This is a genomic window from Segatella copri, assembly GCF_026015625.1.
Lineage (GTDB): Bacteria > Bacteroidota > Bacteroidia > Bacteroidales > Bacteroidaceae > Prevotella > Prevotella copri_H.
In genome coordinates this window covers 2,915,032-2,935,167 of the sequence record NZ_JAPDVG010000001.1, presented here as the reverse complement: position 1 = coordinate 2,935,167, position 20,136 = coordinate 2,915,032, and the positions used below count along the sequence as shown (strand labels likewise).

The window sequence follows — 20,136 nt, the reverse complement described above, 5'->3', positions numbered from 1 at the left end:
AATCCTCACAAAGGAATCATCTGAATGAAATGCCTGATATTCAGGCAACACATTCATAAAATAATAGGAGGAACCATTATGACAAAAGTTAGAGAAATCTACCGCTGCCAGATTTGTGGCAATGTAGTAGAAGTTGTAAACCCAGGAGCCGTGCTCAGTTGCTGTGGCGAGCCGATGAAGCTGATGAAGGAAAACACCAGTGATGGCGCCAAAGAGAAGCACGTGCCTGTGATAGAACCTATTGAGGGCGGCTATCGCGTAACAGTAGGAAGTGTGGAGCATCCGATGCTTCCAGAGCATTACATCCAATGGATAGAATTGCTCACCCCTACCGATGTGCTTCGTCACGAGTTGAAGCCAGGCGAAAAGCCTGAAGCTATCTTCCTGACCAACGCAGAAGCCAAGGATGTTACGGCTCGAGAATACTGCAACCTTCACGGATTGTGGAAGGGGGTAATCGAAGGATAAAAACCATCATACTAACAAAAGGTCTCATGTTGTTTTCCCAATGTAGGGAATATGACATGAGACCTTTTTAACTTTATTTACATCTTGTTTCTACCACAGTAACTACTCATGCCCATAGGGGTGCTGAGCAAAATGATCACCATAATTCTAAGAAATTCATCGCACAACAACTGAACTACGCCCGCACATCAGCTGTTATGCATGCGCACAACAGGTGATGTGCAACCGCACAACAGCTGTTGTGCGGTTGCAGAAGGTATCTTTTCCAGCAACTTATCCTATCTCTTCCAGCAACTTATCCTATATATCCCAAAGACTTATGTAATATTTTCCAAACACCTCTCCCGTATATTCCAGCGTCTTCACCTATATCGTTGCACTTCCTCAAGCGTTTCTGTCGGTTTACCATCGTTGATTCTTCCCTCATCTATGATTTTTAGTTAATTTCCCACGATTTCTTCGTATCTTTCATTTATAATGTGTAACTTTGCATCAAATATATTTAAACGTTTAAAATAAAGCAACATAACAATGGCAAAGAATAATAAGCAGGCAGCTAACCAAGACGGCAACAGCGCCAAGAAGACCACCAGGAAAAAAAAGAAGAGATTTCCATCCAGCAGCAAACGAATTCATCTTCGAACAGAGAATCCGTCACTAATCGCTCAAATCAGCCAAAGGATTTGGTAGCCCAAGGAATATCTTTCCTCTCAGGCTTAGCAGAGACCTTGAAGTCGCCAGAAGCCACTGCCCAACTGGTTGATTCCATCGTTGAGAAAGACGAGCAGACAGGCGAAACCTCCATCAAGATTCCTATAGAGAGCAAAGAGACTGTCTCTAATCTCTTGAATCTCATCGGCAAGTTGTTTGCAAAATAAGTCATGGGTAAAAAGAAACATAAGCATCAAGGACATTATTGCAAGATGTGTGGAGAGTATAAATCCAACGAGTCGTTCAGTGGTAAAGGACACAGACTGCACATCTGCAAGAAATGTATATCAATAAGAAATAAGGCTAAAAAAGAAAAGAAACGTTTAGAACATGATAGAATTAACGAAGTCTCAGAAGAAAACAGCTCGCAAGCTCATTAATTTGGGCTTGCAGCGAGAGTGTGCCAAGTTCATGCAATCCACCAAAGATTTCATGAACAAGAACGCATCAGCAGAGGATGCACACGATGCATACCTCAAACTATATGATAAGGTATACCAATTCGACAAGCATATCGCTCGCCGATACGATGGGATGTCAGGAGGTAGATATTACATCACCGTATGTTACCTATACTATGACGGAGTATTGACTGACGAAGACATCCGAGAGTTTGACGATGAAATCTATAACAAGCTTAAAGAAGACAAAGAGTTTTTCCTAAAAAAATAAACAATATTCTTCCAAAAGTAAAAAATGAAAAATAACTAAAGATTTCCTTGCAGCTACCAAATAAAAAGCGTAACTTTGCCGAAATATCATAAAAATAAACGATTATGAAGGAAGAAGATATCAAAGAATTGTTCGAGCAATTCGAAGCTATCGCCAACGAATACGAAGGCGTAGAGTGTTGGAGTGCAAGAGAACTTGCACAAGTGTTGGGTTATAGCCAATGGCGTAATTTCGAAGGAATTATCGAAAAAGCAAAAGCATCATGCGCCAATGCAGGGCAAGAGGTATCATACCATTTTGCTGATGTCAGCAAAATGGTCACCCTTGGTTCTGGATCTCAGCGTGAAGTCAAAGACTACATGCTGACTCGTTATGCTTGCTACCTTATTGCACAAAATGGTGACCCACGCAAGCCACAAATCTCTTTTGCCCAAAACTACTTTGCCGTACAAACTCGCCGAGCAGAATTGGTGCAAAAGCGTTTGCTGGAATACGAACGTGTACAAGCACGTGCAAAACTTGCAGAAACAGAAAAGCGTCTCTCTGGTGTATTATATGAAAGAGGTGTGGACAGCAAAGGCTTTGCCATCATTCGCTCCTTGGGCGACAAGGCGTTGTTTAATCTCGACACGGCTCTTCTCAAACGAAAATTGGGTGCTCCCAACAGCAGGCCTCTCGCCGATTTCCTCCCTACACTCAATATCAAAGCTAAAGATTTTGCTGCAGAAATGACTTCTGTCAACGTTCAGCAAAAGGATTTACATGGTCAGCAATCTATCTGTCAAGAGCATGTCGATAATAATAAGGCTGTTCGTAATATGATGCTCCAACGTGGCATTGTGCCAGAAAATCTTCCTGCAGATGAAGACGTCAAGAAAGTAGAACGCAGATTAAAATCTGACGAAAAGACATTGACCAAAAAGAATAGCAAAAAGAAATAATATCTATCATAATTCTATAACTAGAGAAGATGTAAGGATTTCACTCGTCATCTATGATTTTTAGTTAATTTTCAACGATTTCTTTGTATCTTTCATTTATAATGTGTACCTTTGCACCAAATATTTAAACGTTTAAAGATAAAATGGCATTAAAATGTGGTATTGTAGGCCTCCCAAACGTGGGTAAGTCTACACTGTTCAACTGTCTGTCTAGTGCAAAGGCACAGGCAGCTAACTTCCCTTTCTGTACTATCGAACCAAACTTGGGCGTCATCACCGTACCAGACGAGCGACTCAACAAGTTGGCAGAGATTGTTCACCCAGGACGCATCGTCCCAGCTACTTGCGAAATCGTAGATATCGCAGGTCTTGTAAAGGGTGCCAGCAAGGGCGAAGGTCTTGGTAATAAATTCTTGGGAAATATCCGTGAGTGCGATGCTATCATCCACGTAATCCGCTGCTTCGACGATGACAATATCGTTCGCGAGGGTGGCGCTAAGGTTGATCCTTTGGAGGATAAGAGCGTCATCGATACAGAGTTGCAGCTCAAGGACCTGGAAACTATCGAATCTCAGCTCACCAAGCAGAAGAAGACTGCTGCAGCAGGTAACAAGGATGCTAAGACGATGGTTACCGTTCTGGAGGCTTACAAGGCTGTTCTGGAGCAGGGAAAGAATGCTCGTGGTGTTACTTTCGAAACCAAGGAAGAGCAGAAGGTGGCTCACGACCTCTTCCTCCTCACTACCAAGCCTGTGCTCTACGTAGCCAATGTTGACGAGGCTTCTGCCAAGACCGGCAACGAGTATAGCAAGAAGGTAGAGGAAATCGCCAAGGAAGAAGGTGCTGAGTGCATGGTCATCGCTGCCAAGACAGAGGAAGACATCGCATCGCTCGAAACCTACGAGGACAAACTGATGTTCCTCGAAGAACTCGGACTGGAAGAGAGCGGCGTAAACCGACTCATCAAGAAGGCATACGCCCTGCTTAACCTCGAAACATTCATCACCGCTGGTGAGATGGAAGTCAAGGCATGGACCTATCACAAGGGCTGGAAAGCTCCTCAGTGTGCCGGCGTCATCCACACCGACTTCGAGAAGGGATTCATCCGTGCAGAGGTTATCAAGTATGATGACTATATCAAGTATGGCTCTGAGGCAGCTGTACGCGAAGCTGGTAAGCTCGGCATCGAGGGCAAGGAGTACGTCGTACAGGATGGTGACATCATGCACTTCCGCTTCAATGTATAATCCTATTCTTCTACGGTTATGATAGCAAATCTGCTTAACTATATCGTATGGGACCCAGACCCAATCCTGGCTCATCTGGGTCCTATGACCATCCGCTACTACTCCACCTGCTGGATGATTGGTCTGCTGCTGGGCTATCTGCTCATGAGCAAGCTTTACAAGCAGCAGGGGCTCTCAGATGAGAAGTTCTCCCCACTGTTTCTCTACATCTTCTTCGGTGTACTGATAGGTGGCCGTTTGGGACATTGCATCTTCTATCAGCCGGAATATTTCCTCACCCAGTGGGATCACTTCATCGAGATGCTGATACCTGTTCACCATATGCCAGACGGCAGTTGGAAGTTTACGGGTTATGAGGGACTAGCGAGCCACGGAGGCGTATTCGGCATGTTCGTCGGCATCTGGCTCTATTGCCGCAACATGAAGGTGAGCGGCTGGGTAGTGCTCGATAATATGGGTATCTGCTCAGGCATTACAGCCACCTTTATCCGTTTGGGCAATCTGATGAATTCAGAGATTATCGGCAAGGTAACCGATGTGCCTTGGGCATTTATCTTCGTTCGCGAAGACCAGTATCCACGCCATCCGGGTCAGCTCTACGAGGCTTTGGCATACTTCTGCTTTTTCCTCCTCATCCTCTTCATCTACAAGAAGAGAGGACCTAAGAGCGTAGGCACCGGTTTCTATTTCGGTCTTTGCCTTACTCTCATCTTCACCTTCCGTTTCTTCATCGAATATACCAAGGAGATTCAGGTAGCATTCGAGGCAGGTCTGCCTATGGATATGGGACAGATATTGAGCATTCCGCTCATCATCGCCGGTGTATGGAGCATCATTTCCAGCACAAAGAGAGCGAAAGAAAAGAACGTAGAGGCAAAATAATATTAGACGACTTATTTTCAGATTATAAAAATCCCTCCTCATGCAACAGCATCTGCTGCCACGGGGAGGGATTTATATTTTTATCTTCCCAGTAGAATCTTCTTGATGTCATTGAGCTTGTTCAATGCCTCTACCGGAGTGAGATTGTTCACATCCAGCCCGAGTATTTCATCACGTATCTGCGTCAGTACAGGATCATCGAGCTGGAAGAAACTGAGCTGCACACCATCCTTAGGTTCATCGATGTGCTGTACGTTCGGTTTACCGGCACCGCCAACCCCGGCATTGTCATCCTCCAACTGTTTGAGAATCACATTGGCACGGTTCACGATGCTGCGAGGCATACCGGCAATCTCTGCCACATGGATACCGAAAGAGTGCTCACTGCCTCCCGGCTCCAGTTTGCGCAGGAAGATTACCTTTCCGTCCACCTCTCTCACACTCACATTGAAGTTCTTGATGCGAGGGAAGTTCTTCTCCATCTCGTTGAGCTCATGATAGTGGGTAGCAAAGAGCGTACGTGCCTGCGCCTTCTTATGTTCGTGCAGATATTCCACGATAGCCCAGGCAATGGAAATACCATCGTAGGTAGAAGTACCTCTTCCCAGCTCATCAAAGAGCACCAGCGAGCGCGGAGAAACGTTGTTCAGGATGTTTGCTGCCTCGGTCATCTCTACCATGAAGGTCGATTCGCCGAGCGATATATTGTCGCTTGCACCTACACGTGTGAAGATTTTATCCACCAGTCCAACTCGGGCGCTCTCTGCGGGCACAAAACAGCCTACCTGTGCCAGCAGCACGATAAGGGCGGTCTGGCGCAGCAGAGCCGATTTACCAGCCATGTTAGGACCGGTAATCATCATGATCTGCTGTTTCTCGGTATCGAGCAGCACATCGTTAGGTACATAGCGTTCGCCCAGCGGCAGTTGGGTTTCAATCACCGGATGCCTGCCCTGCTTGATGTCGAGCACCTCAGAATCATCGACGATAGGGCGCACGTAGCGATTCTCGTCAGATGTCTTTGCAAAGGAGAGCAGACAGTCCATACGGGCGATGAGGTTGGCATTGATCTGTATCTGCGGAATATACTCCTGCATGGCAGCTATCAGTTCGTTGAAGAGCTGTGCTTCCAATACCAGAATCTTCTCATCAGCACCGAGAATCTTTTCCTCATATTCCTTCAGTTCCTGGGTGATATAACGCTCTGCCTGAGCCAGCGTCTGCTTGCGTATCCACTCCTCAGGCACCTTGTCCTTAAAGGTATTTCTCACCTCCAGATAGTATCCGAAAACATTATTGTAACCTACCTTCAGACTCGAAATTCCTGTCTTTTCTATCTCCCTTTCCTGTATCTTGAGCAGATAATCCTTGCCGTGGCGGCTGATGGCACGAAGGTCGTCAAGTTCGGCATTGAATCCGTCGGCTATCACGTCACCCTTATTGACCAGCTGTGGCGGATCGGGCTGTATTTCCCTGGCGATACGGTCTTTCAGGGTCTCGCATACGTTCAGCTGCTCGCCTACCCGCTTCAGAGCCTCGTTCGTAGCATGCTGGCATGCCACCTTGATAGGCTTGATGGCTTCGAGTGCATTCTTCAGCTGAACCACTTCGCGAGGCGAAACTCTACCCACGGCTACTTTGGAAATGATACGCTCCAGGTCGCTGATGCGATGCAGCTGGTCATCGAGAAGCTGACGGAATTCCGGTTCCTTGAAGAAATATTCCACGATGTCGAGACGCTCGTTGATTGGTTTAACGTCCTTCAACGGGAAGACCAGCCAGCGTCTGAGCATACGTCCGCCCATCGCCGTTACCGTACGGTCGATGACATTCAGGAGCGAAGAACCGTCTTCCTGCATAGGGGCAACCAGCTCCAGACTGCGGATGGTAAATCTATCCATACGCACGAACTTATCTTCTTCGATACGTGAAAGGGCGGTAATATGATTAATCTGTGTATGCTGGGTAATCTCGAGATACTGCATGATGGCACCACTGGCTATCACGCCGTTCTTGAGATGCTCTACACCGAAACCTTTCAGAGATTTTGTCTTGAAATGTCCCAGGAGTTTCTGCAGGGCTGTCTGTTCGGTGAAAACCCAGTCATCCAGTTCGAAGGTACAGTATTTGCTGCCGAAATATTTCTCGAAGTCGTTCTTTCGGGCGCGGTCGTAGAGCACCTCTTTCGGCATGAAGTTGCCCATCAGTTTTTCTACATAGTCGTAGGTTCCCTCGCCGGTAAGAAACTCTCCGGTCGAGATATCCAGAAAGCTCACACCGCAGGCGGTCTTGCCGAAGTGTACGGCTGCCAGGAAGTTGTTCTCCTTGTAGTTCAGTACGTTATCTCCCATCGCCACACCCGGTGTAACGAGTTCAGTAATACCTCGCTTCACCATCTTGTCCATCTGGCTCAGTCCCTTCTTACCTTTTATTTCGAGTCGTTTCTTCTTCGGGTCTTCCAGCTGGTCGCATACCGCTACGCGCTTACCCGCCCTGATGAGTTTAGGCAGATAGGTATCCAGAGCATGATGAGGGAATCCTGCCATCTCGGTCGTGCCCGTAGAACCGCCATTGTTACGTCGTGTCAGCGTAATGCCGAGTATACGGGATGCCTCCACCGCATCTTCGCAGTAAGTTTCGTAGAAGTCACCGCAACGGAAGAGCAGCAGCGCTTCGGGATGTTTCGATTTCATCTCGAAAAACTGTCTCATCATCGGTGTAAGACCTTTATTATCGTTTGCCATTATCTTTCTTCTCCTTATATTATTTCTTTAAATTTACATAGTTTCTATCTACAATACTCCTCCTTAAACCACAGCCGGTATATCGGGTCAACAAAGACAAAAGCATCGTTTTGCTTTTCGATAATATCTTTGTTCTGGAGCGTTTTCCTGTTCTTGACAATCGTATTCGGATTACCAAGATTATAGATTTGTTTCACGGCTTGCGAAGAGAAATGCTGTTCGCCATTGGCTATAGCCTTAAGCATCTCTATCTGGGTGGAACTGAGATTCTCCGTATCATTCTGAAACATCGGGGTATTGATGTTGAGTACCTGTTTCAATCCCAGATGATATATATCTTCCGTCACTTCCGAAACCGTGAAACTCCAGATAAAATAGCACAACTGCTGGAGATACCAGGAATGGCACGCCACGGCATCACAGATCCGCTCTGCCATCTCTGCAGAGATTGACTTTCCTGTCTTCTCGAAAGATGACAGAATGAATGGAATCCAATGCTCCTTAGCTATCTTCTGCATGAAAATCACTTGTCCGAAGCGATAAAAAGGACTATTGGAATTGTTGAAGATATTGAGCATCATGTTTCGCTTGCTGCCGTAGAGACAGTAAGAGGTAAGCTGCTGTTGCTGCCATACCGAACGCATCTTTCCCTCCATATCCTTATACTCAGGAAGATTAGCCAACTGCTGGAACTCGTCTATGCAGACGATAATCCTGATGCCCTTTTCCTTTGCCAGCAACTCAGGCAGTTGGAGAATCGCCATCTTATCACGCTCTTGTGGCACAAACTTTAGGTCAAAAGCCATGAAGTCGGTCACCTGGTCGCTTACTACAACCTGCGGTATCACGCCTGTCAGGAATTTCTTTGCATCCTCTATCCACCGTTCCATTTTAGAGGAAGCACAAGCTATAACCTGACTGGCAAAAGTGCGATAAAATTCAGATTCAGAGCCGATGCTGAAGGCATCGATATAACAGATTCTTACGTTATTATCCTCACCAGCCAATTCGCTCATCGCCCTTTTCACTAGCGATGATTTACCCCATCGGCGTGGTGAAATCAGCATCACGTTGATATGGGAGGACAGTAATTGCTTCAGCAAAGCCCTGTCTTCCTGTCTGTCGATAAAATTCTCATTGGTGGCTAATGTACCAAATTGAAATGGTGATAGATATTTTGCCATATTCCTAGTAATTTGGTACAAAGTTACGAAATATTACCCTAAGGTAAGTTACCCTAAGGTAATATTTAGAGTTTTTTAAATGAATATATGCTGCATTACCATAATAAAGCCGTACTTTTGTACTCATGAAAAAGAAACAATTATACATAGGGGTTCTGTCGGTTGCTTGCTGCGCGCTCGTAGCAATAGGCATCACCTTGCACCTGCTCTACCCCAAGAAACAGATACAGAACCTGGTGAAAACTCCACCGGTTCTCCGGCTCAAGCCACAGCCTGCAGATACACTGAAGAAGAAACCTGTGAAGAAGATGGATTTCAATATCTCCGGAACTTTAAGAGATAAGGAAGGAAAGGGAGTGGCTGGCGTCATCGTGAGCGATGGATTCAACTGTGTAAAAACCGATGCACAGGGCAGATATAAGATGAAGCGAGACAGCCTGGCAAAATTCATATACTATTCTGTTCCAGCCGATTGCGAGGTTCCTACCCATTCTAAGACCGATCGCACGGCTTTCTTCTACCAAAAGGTTTCCAAGGGGAAGAAAACCTATAACTTCACCCTCACCCGACTGCCGGGCGGCAAGGAGATTCACTATAAGATGATTGTCATCGGCGACCCGCAGGTTACCAATGCCTACAGCCCTTACTATACTTCTCCGGATGATAATCCCATCAAGAAGAGCGATGTAGAAAGATTCACTACCCAGACGATGGCGGACATCAGGCAGACCATCAGTTCGCTGCCTGCCGGAACACCGGTCTACGGGCTCAGCATGGGCGATGATGTGCAGTATTATGGCGGTTACAACGCCAAACTGGAGCGTCAGATACGCCAGGCATTGGGCGCTTCAGAGATGCGTCTCTTCTCCGTCATCGGCAATCACGACCAGGATGGCAAGGCGCTCTACCGCAGGAAATGGGAAGAGAATTTCGGTCCTACCGATTTTTCCTTCAACCGTGGCGATGTGCATTATGTCTGCATCAACAACTGCTTCTTCCATCGCGGCATGTCTTATTATTCTCCTGGAGAATTACGTGAGCGCCAAGTGAAGTGGCTGAAGCAGGATCTCGCCCTTACGCCTAAGGATATGAAGGTGGTACTCTGCTATCATATCCCGTTCACCTTCGGCAATGCGCCTTTCAGCAAGGCGAAGCCGCTGACCAATGCCAATGAGCAGGGGCATTATTCTTCTTCCCGTCTCTCGCTGCTGTTATCTCTTTTGAAGCCATTCAAGGGAGGATATGAACTCTTCTGCGGCCATACTCATTTTGCCTGCAACCACGAGATCAATTATCAGGGCGAGGATGTGATGGAGCATTGTCATGCTGCTGCCTGTGGCAATATATGGCAGTCGAATATCAACATCTGCGGAACTCCAAATGGATATTATGTATACAGTTTTGTGGGTACCAGCATCAGCAACTGCTATTACAAGGGAACTTTCTGGGATAAGAGCAAGCAGATGACCTTGTTCCGTGCGCAGACCGACTTCAACGGCGAGAAATACTCTAGGGATTGGCAGTTGGCAAACAACAGGAATATCCTGGTAGCCAATGTCTTCAATGCTACCAGTCATTGGCGTGTTGTAGCCGTAGAGGATGGCAAAGAATATCTGATGGGGCGCCTCAGCGGAAAGGGGCAGGATGCCTTTGCCGCAGGCTATCATCATAAATATAGCGAGAGTGTATCTTACCGGTTCGTGAGCAAGGGCAACGGTTATCTCATCATGAACCACCTATATTATTATACTCCTAGGAATCCGAATGCCAGAATCATCATCAAGGCATCCGATCCATACGGAAATACCTATACGGCATCGAGCGATGAGGTAACGACAGAGCCTTTCGCCAACTATGCCCATTATTACGAAAAAGAGTATAAGGAATATAAGAGTAAGAAAGACAAGATGTTGCGGGATTCTATATCTGGCAGACAGAAAGATTCACTTGCTGCAAGGAAGAAAGATTCTGCAGCAGTACAAAAATAAAAAGAGAGGGTGCGTCATAAGTTGATGATGCACCCTCTTTTTAAATATTATTTGTTCAATTTCCAGGTAACACCATCTTTGGTGTCCTTTACCTCGAAGCCGGCTTCAGCCAGGGCATCGCGAATCTGGTCGCTGGTAGCCCAGTCCTTATCAGCCTTAGCCTTGGCACGCAGGTTGAGAACCATATCCACTACCTTGCCATAAGCCTCCTCACGGGCATCATTGTTGGCTCCCTTCTCGCTCTTCAAGCCGAGCAGGTCGAAGGTGAAGAGATGCATGGTGTCTGAAAGCTCCTTCAGGTCTTCAGCAGAGATGTTTGCCTTGTGGTCGAGGGCTGTGTTGATTACGTGGCAAGCCTCGAAGAGATAGCTGATAACGAGCTGAGTCTGGAAGTCATCGTTCATCGCATCGTAGCAGCGCTGGCGCAATTCGCTTACAAACTTCTTCACCTGCTCATCGCTCTGCTTAGCCACAGGCACACGCTCCAGGTCGTTCAAACCATTCATCAGGCGCTCCAATCCCTTCTGGCTAGCCTTCAAGGCATCGTTAGAGAAATCTACGGTGCTGCGGTAGTGGGCAGAGAGGATGAAGAAACGGATGGTCATTGGCGAATAAGCCTGCTCCAGACTGTCGTGATTGCCAGTGAAGAACTGCTCCAAAGTGATGAAGTTGCCAAGACTCTTACCCATCTTCTGACCGTTGATGGTAATCATATTGTTGTGCATCCAGTAATGAACCATCTGGTCGCCCTGAGAAGCCACAGCCTGCGCAATCTCGCACTCGTGATGAGGGAAAATCAAATCCATGCCGCCACCGTGAATATCGAAGTGGCTGCCCAAGTACTTGCGTCCCATCGCAGTACACTCGCAGTGCCAGCCTGGGAATCCATCACTCCAAGGACTAGGCCAACGCATGATATGCTCAGGTGAAGCCTTCTTCCAGAGAGCAAAGTCAGCCTGATTCTTCTTCTCGCCGATACCAGCCAGTTCGCGGCTCTCGTTGATAACGTTCTCCAGGTTACGTCCGGAGAGGATACCGTACTTATGATCCTTGTTATACTTCTCGATGTCGAAGTAGATAGAGCCGTTACTCTCGTAGGCATAGCCATTGTCCAGGATTTCCTGAACCAGTTTCTCCTGTTCGATGATATGGCCTGTAGCATGAGGCTCAATGCTAGGAGGGAGTACGTTCAGCGCCTCCATGGCATCGTGGTAGCGGTTGGTGTAGTACTGCGCAATCTCCATTGGCTCCAACTGCTCCAGGCGAGCCTTCTTCTCAATCTTGTCATCGCCTTCATCTGCATCGTGCTCCAGGTGGCCCACGTCGGTAATGTTTCTAACGTAGCGAACCTTATAGCCCAGGTGCTTGAGATAGCGGAAGAGTATATCGAATGTGATGGCTGGTCGTGCATGACCGAGATGCGGATCGCCATACACGGTAGGGCCACAAACATACATGCCCACGTTAGGAGCGTGGAGCGGAGTGAATCTCTCTTTCGTACGAGTGAGAGTGTTGTAAATCAGTAATTTCTGTTCCATCTTGTATGAACCTTTCTTTTATATTATTTATATTTTGAGTGCAAAGTTAACTCATTTTTCTGATATATCCGACAAATCATTCGCAAAATGTTATTAAATTCCTCGAAAATGCTAATGGAATAGATCTTCCATGGTCAATTCTCTCTGCATGATGCTGCTATACTGATTTTTTGCCAAACCATAAGTGGTAAGCATAACCTGCTGGCAACTCTTGCGAGTCTTCGTCTCTTGCTCAAAGATCCATTGGCGATTTTGTAGCGTTTCGGCATATTGCTTATCTATTGTATAAGGCCGGGTAGAGAACTTGATTTCGCAGAGGTTTACGATATGGTCAGCTCTATCGAGCACCAGGTCTATCTGAGCTTTTTGCTCCTTGCCCTTGCTAAACCATCCCGAAGTAGATACAGCCATGCCACTGATTCCCATCGCCATCTTGATTTGCTCCACATGAGCCAGGCAAACCTGCTCAAAGGCATAACCAGCCCATGAGTTTATCTTTGGTGTACCCAGATGATGCTGCCAAAACTGCTTGTCGTTGTTCTTGCCATCCTGTAGGAAATGAAAATAGAATAAGGTGTATGCATCAGTAAGTTGATACATCTCGTCGCGTTTCTTCTGTCCGAACGAGGTATAGCGGCGAATGAAGTCGCTTTGTTCCAGTTCATCCAATACTCTAGTCGCACTCCCCGCATTTGGTAAGCCTGTGGCTTCCAGTATCTCATTGCGAGTCAATCCCTTGCTCTTTGCAGCCATGGCTTTTGCTATCAGTAAGTGGTTGTCTGCATTGCGGAACATGGCTTGATACAGATTCTCGTATTCTCGATGGAGTTGACCATCGGGATGAAACAACAACTCATCGATGTTCTGCGCCAGGCTCTTGGTTGATTCCAGCATGCTGAGATAATAAGGCACACCGCCAAACACCATGTAGCTCATCACTTGGTCGTAATGGTTCATGGCAATCTTTTTATCCTTATAAAACTCTTCGCACTCTCGGAGGGTAAAAGGATGCAAATGAATGCGACGATTCACTCGACCATATAATCCACCATGATTGTTGAAAACCTTGTTGATAATCCACGAAGTGGCTGAGCTACAGCAAACTAGCAAAATATCCGTTCGTGCCGAAGCCCAACTGTTCCAAAACCATTCCAAGGCGGTAAGAAAAGAGCCGTCCATTCCATTCATCCATGATAATTCATCAAGGAACACCACTTTCTTCTGCTCCTTGGATGCTTCCAGTATCTTGATGAGTGCATCGAATGCCTCTAGCCAGGTCTTTGGCAGAGCAAGGGGTGCATCAGAATATTTGCAAAGCGCATGGTAGAAATACATGAGCTGTACATCCTTGTTTTCCTGGTTGACACCTGTGGCATAAAATGCCAACTTGTCGTCAAAGGCCTCTCTTACAAGAAAAGTCTTGCCTACGCGACGACGACCATATACGACAACAAACAGCGATTCCTCTGCTTTGTATGCCTCTTCGAGCTGTTGTAGCTCACGTTTCCTTCCTATTATCTTTGTCATATATTATATAGTGAATGGGTTAAACAACCTGCTTGTTTTGGCTGCAAATATACAAAAAATACCACTTAAAGCCAAACGAATTGGTAAGAAAGTGGCTCTAAGTGGTAATTTTAACATATTTAGAGCCACTTTAAGCGCACAGATTGGGCATGGAATGACAGAAAAAGGGATTTGAGAAGTACAATCAGGCTTTTTGATTCGGCTATCTTTTTGCATAAAGTAAGCAGTTTCTGTATATCTATTCACTATTTGTAAGTTTTTTGCCTAATATATGCATAAAATTATCAAATTATTAGCGTATATCGAAAATAATGTGTAACTTTGCAGCCGCAAACAGTTATCAATTATCAAGAAGGCGGCTATAAGTTCCGCTAATGAGTATTAAGTTAGAAGAAAATGGCATATACAAGATTGAGTGCTGCCGAAGCGGCAGCGATGATTAACGATCAAGATACAATCGGATTGAGTGGTTTCACACCAAACGGCGTGCCTAAGGCAACCTTCCGCGAACTCTCCAAGAGAGCCGTGGCTGAGCACGAGGCGGGCAGACCTTTCCAGGTGGGCATCCTCACGGGTGCTTCTACCTCGCAGAGTATCGAAGGTGACATGGCAGCAGCCCATGCTATCAAGTTCCGTGCGCCATTTTCTACCAACAAGGACTTTAGAACTCATACCAACCTGGGCGAGATTGATTATGAGGATATGCACCTCGGTCACATGGCTGAGCGCCTGCGCCGTGGTTTCTATGGAGAAATAGACCTTGCCATCATCGAAGTTTCTGATTTGGAAGAAGGCGAAACTATCTGCAAGGCATTCCTGACCTCTGCCGGCGGCATCGTTCCTACCATCGCACGACTCGCCAAGAAGGTGCTTATCGAGAAGAATACCTTCCACAGTCCTGCTTCCCGCTATCTGCACGATGTATATGAGATAGCAGAATGCCCGTTCCGCACACCTATCCCAATCTTGAATGTGGGCGATAGAATAGGTAAGGAGTATGTGGAGATTGATGCACATAAGATTGTGGGTGTGGTAGAATGCAACATTCCTGAGGAGGCGCGTGCTTTCAAGCCTCTCGACCCTGTGACGGAACAGATGGGCCACAACGTTGCCGATTTCCTGGTCAGCGACCTGAAGAAGGGACATATTCCTCCTCAGTTCCTGCCTTTGCAGAGCGGAGTGGGCGTAACTTCCAATGCCGTTCTTGAGGCATTGGGACAGAACCCTAACGTGCCGGTATTCAGCGTTTATACCGAGGTGGTTCAGGATGCCGTGGTGAAATACATGCGCGAAGGAAGAATCAAAGATGCTTCCTGCTCTTCGCTCACCGTAACAAACGATACATTGAAAGAGGTATATGATGATATTGATTACTTCAAGAAGCATCTCACCATCCGCCAGAGCGAGATTTCAAACTCTCCTGAGGTCATCCGCCGTCTGGGTGTCATCGCCATGAACACCGCCATTGAGTGCGATATCTACGGCAATGAGAACTCTAGCCATATCTGCGGCAGCAAGCTGATGAATGGTATCGGCGGTTCCTGCGATTACGAGCGCAATGGTTACATTTCTATCTTCACCACACAGAGTACCACCAAGAACGGTTGCATCTCTGCCATTGTTCCGATGTGCAGTCACGTGGACAGTACCGAGCACGATGTGGATGTTATCGTTACCGAGCAGGGAGTAGCCGATCTCCGTGGCAAAGGCCCATTGCGCCGTGCCAAAGAGATTATCGAGAACTGTGCCCATCCAGATTACCGCCCTATGCTTCGTGAGTATCTGAAGTTTGCCGAGAAGGGCCACGAGCCACAGAGCATGCGTGCCGCCCTCGCCATGCACGATACCTTCCTGAAGAAGGGAGATATGAGATTGACTGATTTCGGAGAATATCTGAAATAAGAGAAGGCCGAAAGATTGTGAAAACCGAGAAGACAAATCTTTCATAGATGACTCAGAAAAATATCGAATTATATGATAAGCGGCATTCATATCCAAGGAATGCCGCTTATTATTTAATACTCAACATTCCAACACCCATTTATTACAAAATAAAAATGGCGTTTTTTATTCGGTACCAACGAATAAAATAGTTCGTTTCTTTTCGCTGATACCGAATAAAATCCATTAATAAAGCTTTTTAATAGCGTATAGCAACATTCCTCGGCAGAGGAGGTGAAGCTGCTGAAAGCGGAGATGTAAATTACGAATATCACCATATAACCAAGGGTCTATACGCCACCTGTTCTTCGTGGCATATAGACCCTTCAACAATCAACATTCAACAATCTCTAACTTTTTCAACAACTTTTCCCTGAAATCTCTTGCGAGTTTGAAAATAAAACCGTAACTTTGCGGCATGGAATTTTAAAACAGGTGGTTATGAAGTACTTAGATCCTAAGGCAGACCTTACGTTCAAGAAGATATTCGGCAATCATCCTAAAAGACTGATCAGCCTTCTGAACGCCCTCCTGCCACTCAGCGAAGAGGAGCAGATACACGAGATAAAGTATCTGCCTACAGAACTTGTACCCCAGCTCGAAGGGGGCAAGAACACCATTGTGGACGTACTCTGCACAGATGCCAGAGGCAGAAAGTTCTGCGTGGAAATGCAGATGGAATGGTCTGATGCATTCCAGCAGCGAGTACTGTTCAATGCGTCTAAGCTCTATGTGAGTCAAGCTAAAAAGGGAGGAAAATACAGTGAATTGCAACCCGTATATTCCTTGAATCTTGTGAATGATATCTTTGCGCATGATACTCCGGATTTCATCCACAACTATCGCATCGTGCATGATAAGGACAGCAGCAAGGTAATTAAAGGCTTACATTTCACCTTCATTGAGCTCCCGAAGTTCACTCCTCATTCCATTGCCGATAAGCGCATGATGGTCTTGTGGCTCCGTTTCCTCACGGAAATCAATTCCAACACGAAGGAGATTCCTTCCGACCTGCTCAATGATCCGGAGATTGGAAAAGCCGTAGAAGAACTGGAAATATCCGGCTTTACAGATGCCGAACTCCGTGCCTACGACAAATTCTGGGATTCCGTAAGTGTTGAAAGAACTCTCCTGGATGACAGATACCAGAAAGGAATGGAAAAGGGCATAAAGCAAGGCAGAGAAGAAGGCAGAGCAGAAGGCAAACATGAGGCCAACACAGAAACAGCACAACGTTTGCTGGCAATGGGACTTTCTGCCGAACAGGTTTCCAAAGCTACCCAGCTACCTTTGGAAATCATTAAGAATCTGAGCAATTCATAAACGGAGACGTAGATTACGAATATCTCCATATAATCAAGGGTCTATACGCCACCTGTTCTTCGTGGCATATAGACCATTGTATTTTGCCGTTAGGCGTTATAATGACTGTTACTCACCCCAATAATAGTCGTCTACCTTTTCTGGTTTTTCATCGTCAATGCCTCCTTGACCCATAGTCGAGGCTGCAAGAAGAGCGCAAGAAGTGATATTTACCACCTGCATTTCTGGCTTTGTATATTCTTTCTTTTTCATATCCTTTTGATTTTAAAATTCTTTACTTAACCATGATTTTATAAGTCTTGCTGCCACGCTTCACGATGTTCAGACCCTTCTGCAGACCATTGGTACGACGACCATTCGCATCATAGTATTCTGCATTGGCATCGTTGCTGATAGCGTTGAGGTTGTCAATGGCAGTAGTGCCATCACCCTTTCCAATGCTCAGCATGGCTGCTCTTGCCAGATATTCATAGGCAGGATGGATGTATGCACGCATCGGTTTGATGCCCACGCCATTGCCATCATCCAAGTCAGAGACACGCCAGAACTTATCCTTACCAATGATGTAGTCGTTTTTGTCAAGACCCTTATTGTCTTTGCCGCCAATCTTGGTGAATGAACCTACGAGGTTGACATCTGAGGCAGTTTCTGCTTCTGGCTCAGTAACGTCTGTTCCAGCTACTGGCTCTTTAACGATGCCTGCATTTTGTACAGAAATGCTGAGTGTCTGCTCATCCTTATTCATCTTGAAGAGCACCGGAGTGCCGGCAGGGATTTTGCCCTCTTCGCAACTCTCAAGGGTGATGCATTCATTATCATTATCAATACCTGTAAGACGATAGAACTTACATTCTGTTTCCTTGCTCTGGTCAATGGCGAAAGGCAAGCAGAGCGTTCCCCATTTAGAACCTTTAGGGATTTCTCGGCTGTAAGATGCATTCTTGGCTGCGAACGGCTCATAAGCCACGAAATCCTTGCCGTCATCAAGAACAAGATTCTCCGTAGTAAGAGTTTCTCCCGTTGCACCTATCTTCTTCTCACCATTCTTACCTACCAGCTTGGTGAAATAGCCAGTCTTATAGTTAGCGTATTTGTTATCGTCCTTGTCTTTGTCTGTGTTACTGATATAATCTATAAAACCTTTGAGATTCTCGCAATCAATGAACATATCATCACCCCCAAAAACCTTGTCCGTAACAAACTTATCGCTGGCGAAGATAGTTTGGAGAGTTGAGCAACCAGAGAACATAGAGGACATACCCATCACATTCGCTGTATTGAAATTAGAGAGGTCGAGCAAAGAGAGTTTTTCACAGCCCAGAAACATATCTGTCATATCTTCCACGTTCTGAGTATTGAAGTTAGAGACGTCGAGCGACGTAAGCTCATAGCAGCAAGTGAACATATTGCGCATGTCCGTCACATTCTGGGTATTCAGATTCTCAACACCTTCAATTTCGGTCAGATAAAAGCAATTTCCGAACCACCAACAACAGCTCGTTGGTCTTGCATTGGCAAACGAAGCATCGAAGACCACCTTCTTGATATTTGCACTTTGCGTAAGCCACCCCGGCTCGTTAGATTCCACATTAAGGTCATAAGCTCCTGCAGGCTTTACTCCCTTGTAGCGGAATGTAAGAGTAGCATTGTCAAACTCGGCATAAGCACATCCAGGAGTAAAATAACCATCCGTGCCGCAGTTGGCATATTTGTGGTCGGTCTTGCTATCGCTATAATCTTTGAGACTTTTGCAACCAGTGAACATATCAGAACCGTTACTAACATTGTCCGTTACAAACTTGTTGCTGACGTAGATGGTTGTGAGAGCGGAGCAGCCTTCGAACATATTGTTCATATACGTCACCTTCGCTGTGTTGAAGTTAGTGAGGTCGAGAGATTTGAGAGCGGAGCAGCCATTGAACATATGGAGCATAACCTCCACATTCGCTGTGTTGAAGTTAGTGAGGTCGAGAGAGGTGAGAGCGGAGCAGCCTTCGAACATATTGTTCATATACGTCACCTTCGCTGTGTTGAAGTTAGTGAGGTCGAGAGAGGTGAGAGCGGAGCAGCCTTCGAACATATGGTCCATAAACTCCACATTCGCTGTATTCAAATATTCAAGGCCTGAAATTGTTTCCAAGGTTTCGCAGCCTCCAAAGAATCCCCTCAACGATGTAGGAGCGTAAGTCTTGAAACTCTCATCGAAAACGATATTCTTGATACTACTGTAATTAGTGCACACATTTTGCACCATATCGATGTTATATACCACAGCCATACGGCTTAAATCAAGACCTTCCAGATTGTCCGAAGTGATTTTTTTGAAAGTCAATGTAGAGTTCGTAGCAACGTAGTCTGCAACATATTCAGAAAAAGTGGTTGCTGTTTTCAGATCGTATATGCATGTGCGGTCGGCATTTTCATTAACTGAGTCGTCTTTTTTGTAAGACAACTTCAAAGAATGCTTGCCAACAGATAATAATTCTTTAATCTCTATTTGATTTATTTTGCTAATCGTCCAAGACTTTTTGTTATCTATAGTAATAGTGGCTTTATCCCAATATTCTGAAGAAACGAGATACTTAAACATCAATAACATAGGCTTTTCTACTGTGAAATTGACTACAGTCTCTGAAAAACTTCCGTCCACATGATAATTACTTGACATCAGTCCCTTGCTACCATCAGGAATAGTAAAGCCAAGATTCTCCATTCCATCAGCTTTCAAGTCCAGCATCTTCCAAGGATAACTGCCATTGTCAGTAATGGTAACATCGGATATACCATCCAAGCTATTGAACAATGTATAGCGTGGATCTTCTGTTGTAGTCTCCGCCACCATACGTGTAGGCAGAAGCAACAACATCAACAACATCAATGGGAACAGGGCAAATCTATAGAACTTTGCCCCCCCCATAGTTCATACGGCCGACATGCGACCCATAGGATTGATTGTTAAACTTTTTCATA

General features: G+C 45.9%; 16 protein-coding genes. 10 read left to right on the top strand and 6 right to left on the bottom strand.

Features of this window, described 5'->3' with window-relative positions:
• The first annotated feature begins 78 nt into the window (after positions 1 to 78).
• The 7 genes from ONT19_RS12260 to lgt all read left to right on the top strand — a co-directional run bounded on the left by ONT19_RS12260 (position 79) and on the right by lgt (position 4,921).
• The gene (locus tag ONT19_RS12260; RefSeq protein ID WP_022120121.1) at positions 79 to 468 is read left to right on the top strand and encodes a desulfoferrodoxin; all 390 of its coding nucleotides are present in this window, start codon (positions 79 to 81) and stop codon (positions 466 to 468) included.
• 531 nt (positions 469 to 999) lie between these two features.
• Positions 1,000 to 1,158 carry a hypothetical protein gene (locus tag ONT19_RS12255; RefSeq protein ID WP_264952077.1) on the top strand — a complete coding sequence of 53 codons (159 nt, stop codon included), beginning with the start codon at positions 1,000 to 1,002 and terminating at the stop codon, positions 1,156 to 1,158.
• Positions 1,152 to 1,346, top strand: coding sequence for a hypothetical protein (locus ONT19_RS12250; RefSeq protein WP_181976486.1), 195 nt, complete (start codon positions 1,152 to 1,154; stop codon positions 1,344 to 1,346). Before ONT19_RS12255 ends, ONT19_RS12250 begins: the two co-directional genes overlap by 7 nt.
• Positions 1,347 to 1,509: 163 nt before the next feature.
• On the top strand, positions 1,510 to 1,851 hold the full coding sequence (locus tag ONT19_RS12245) for a hypothetical protein (RefSeq protein WP_022120128.1): 342 nt from the start codon (positions 1,510 to 1,512) through the stop codon (positions 1,849 to 1,851).
• A 104-nt stretch (positions 1,852 to 1,955) separates the two neighbouring features.
• Entirely contained in the window at positions 1,956 to 2,792 is an 837-nt protein-coding gene (dinD, locus tag ONT19_RS12240) for a DNA damage-inducible protein D (protein WP_264952076.1), read from the top strand.
• A 143-nt stretch (positions 2,793 to 2,935) separates the two neighbouring features.
• Positions 2,936 to 4,039, top strand: coding sequence for a redox-regulated ATPase YchF (ychF, locus tag ONT19_RS12235; RefSeq protein WP_022120130.1), 1,104 nt, complete (start codon positions 2,936 to 2,938; stop codon positions 4,037 to 4,039).
• Positions 4,040 to 4,057: 18 nt separating this feature from the next.
• Positions 4,058 to 4,921 (top strand): prolipoprotein diacylglyceryl transferase, encoded by an 864-nt coding sequence (gene lgt / locus ONT19_RS12230; RefSeq protein WP_118080209.1) that lies wholly within the window; start codon positions 4,058 to 4,060, stop codon positions 4,919 to 4,921.
• A gap of 80 nt (positions 4,922 to 5,001) precedes the next feature.
• Here the strand turns inward: lgt and mutS are convergent, their stop codons facing one another.
• Both mutS and ONT19_RS12220 read right to left on the bottom strand, forming a co-directional pair.
• Entirely contained in the window at positions 5,002 to 7,665 is a 2,664-nt protein-coding gene (gene mutS / locus ONT19_RS12225) for a DNA mismatch repair protein MutS (protein WP_006848893.1), read from the bottom strand.
• Positions 7,666 to 7,709: 44 nt separating this feature from the next.
• The gene (locus ONT19_RS12220; RefSeq protein ID WP_200756592.1) at positions 7,710 to 8,849 is read right to left on the bottom strand and encodes an AAA family ATPase; all 1,140 of its coding nucleotides are present in this window, start codon (positions 8,847 to 8,849) and stop codon (positions 7,710 to 7,712) included.
• Between the two features lie 125 nt (positions 8,850 to 8,974).
• On the opposite strand from ONT19_RS12220, the gene ONT19_RS12215 reads away from it, so the two are divergent.
• Positions 8,975 to 10,837, top strand: a complete 1,863-nt coding sequence (locus ONT19_RS12215; protein ID WP_264952075.1) for a calcineurin-like phosphoesterase family protein — start codon at positions 8,975 to 8,977, stop codon at positions 10,835 to 10,837.
• Positions 10,838 to 10,884: 47 nt separating this feature from the next.
• Here the strand turns inward: ONT19_RS12215 and cysS are convergent, their stop codons facing one another.
• The gene (gene cysS, locus ONT19_RS12210) at positions 10,885 to 12,375 is read right to left on the bottom strand and encodes a cysteine--tRNA ligase (protein ID WP_006848890.1); all 1,491 of its coding nucleotides are present in this window, start codon (positions 12,373 to 12,375) and stop codon (positions 10,885 to 10,887) included.
• Between the two features lie 111 nt (positions 12,376 to 12,486).
• Positions 12,487 to 13,902: an AAA family ATPase gene (locus ONT19_RS12205; protein ID WP_264952074.1), complete on the bottom strand. Its 1,416-nt coding sequence runs from the start codon at positions 13,900 to 13,902 to the stop codon at positions 12,487 to 12,489.
• 396 nt (positions 13,903 to 14,298) lie between these two features.
• On the opposite strand from ONT19_RS12205, the gene ONT19_RS12200 reads away from it, so the two are divergent.
• Both ONT19_RS12200 and ONT19_RS12195 read left to right on the top strand, forming a co-directional pair.
• Positions 14,299 to 15,804, top strand: coding sequence for an acetyl-CoA hydrolase/transferase C-terminal domain-containing protein (locus tag ONT19_RS12200; protein WP_233339325.1), 1,506 nt, complete (start codon positions 14,299 to 14,301; stop codon positions 15,802 to 15,804).
• Between the two features lie 480 nt (positions 15,805 to 16,284).
• On the top strand, positions 16,285 to 17,166 hold the full coding sequence (locus ONT19_RS12195) for an Rpn family recombination-promoting nuclease/putative transposase (RefSeq protein ID WP_264952073.1): 882 nt from the start codon (positions 16,285 to 16,287) through the stop codon (positions 17,164 to 17,166).
• A gap of 108 nt (positions 17,167 to 17,274) precedes the next feature.
• Here ONT19_RS12195 and ONT19_RS12190 read toward each other — a convergent pair whose 3' ends face one another.
• Together ONT19_RS12190 and ONT19_RS12185 are read right to left on the bottom strand one after the other, a co-directional pair.
• Entirely contained in the window at positions 17,275 to 17,418 is a 144-nt protein-coding gene (locus ONT19_RS12190) for a hypothetical protein (RefSeq protein ID WP_264952072.1), read from the bottom strand.
• A gap of 22 nt (positions 17,419 to 17,440) precedes the next feature.
• Positions 17,441 to 20,083: a BspA family leucine-rich repeat surface protein gene (locus tag ONT19_RS12185; protein WP_264952071.1), complete on the bottom strand. Its 2,643-nt coding sequence runs from the start codon at positions 20,081 to 20,083 to the stop codon at positions 17,441 to 17,443.
• Between the last annotated feature and the right edge of the window lie 53 nt (positions 20,084 to 20,136).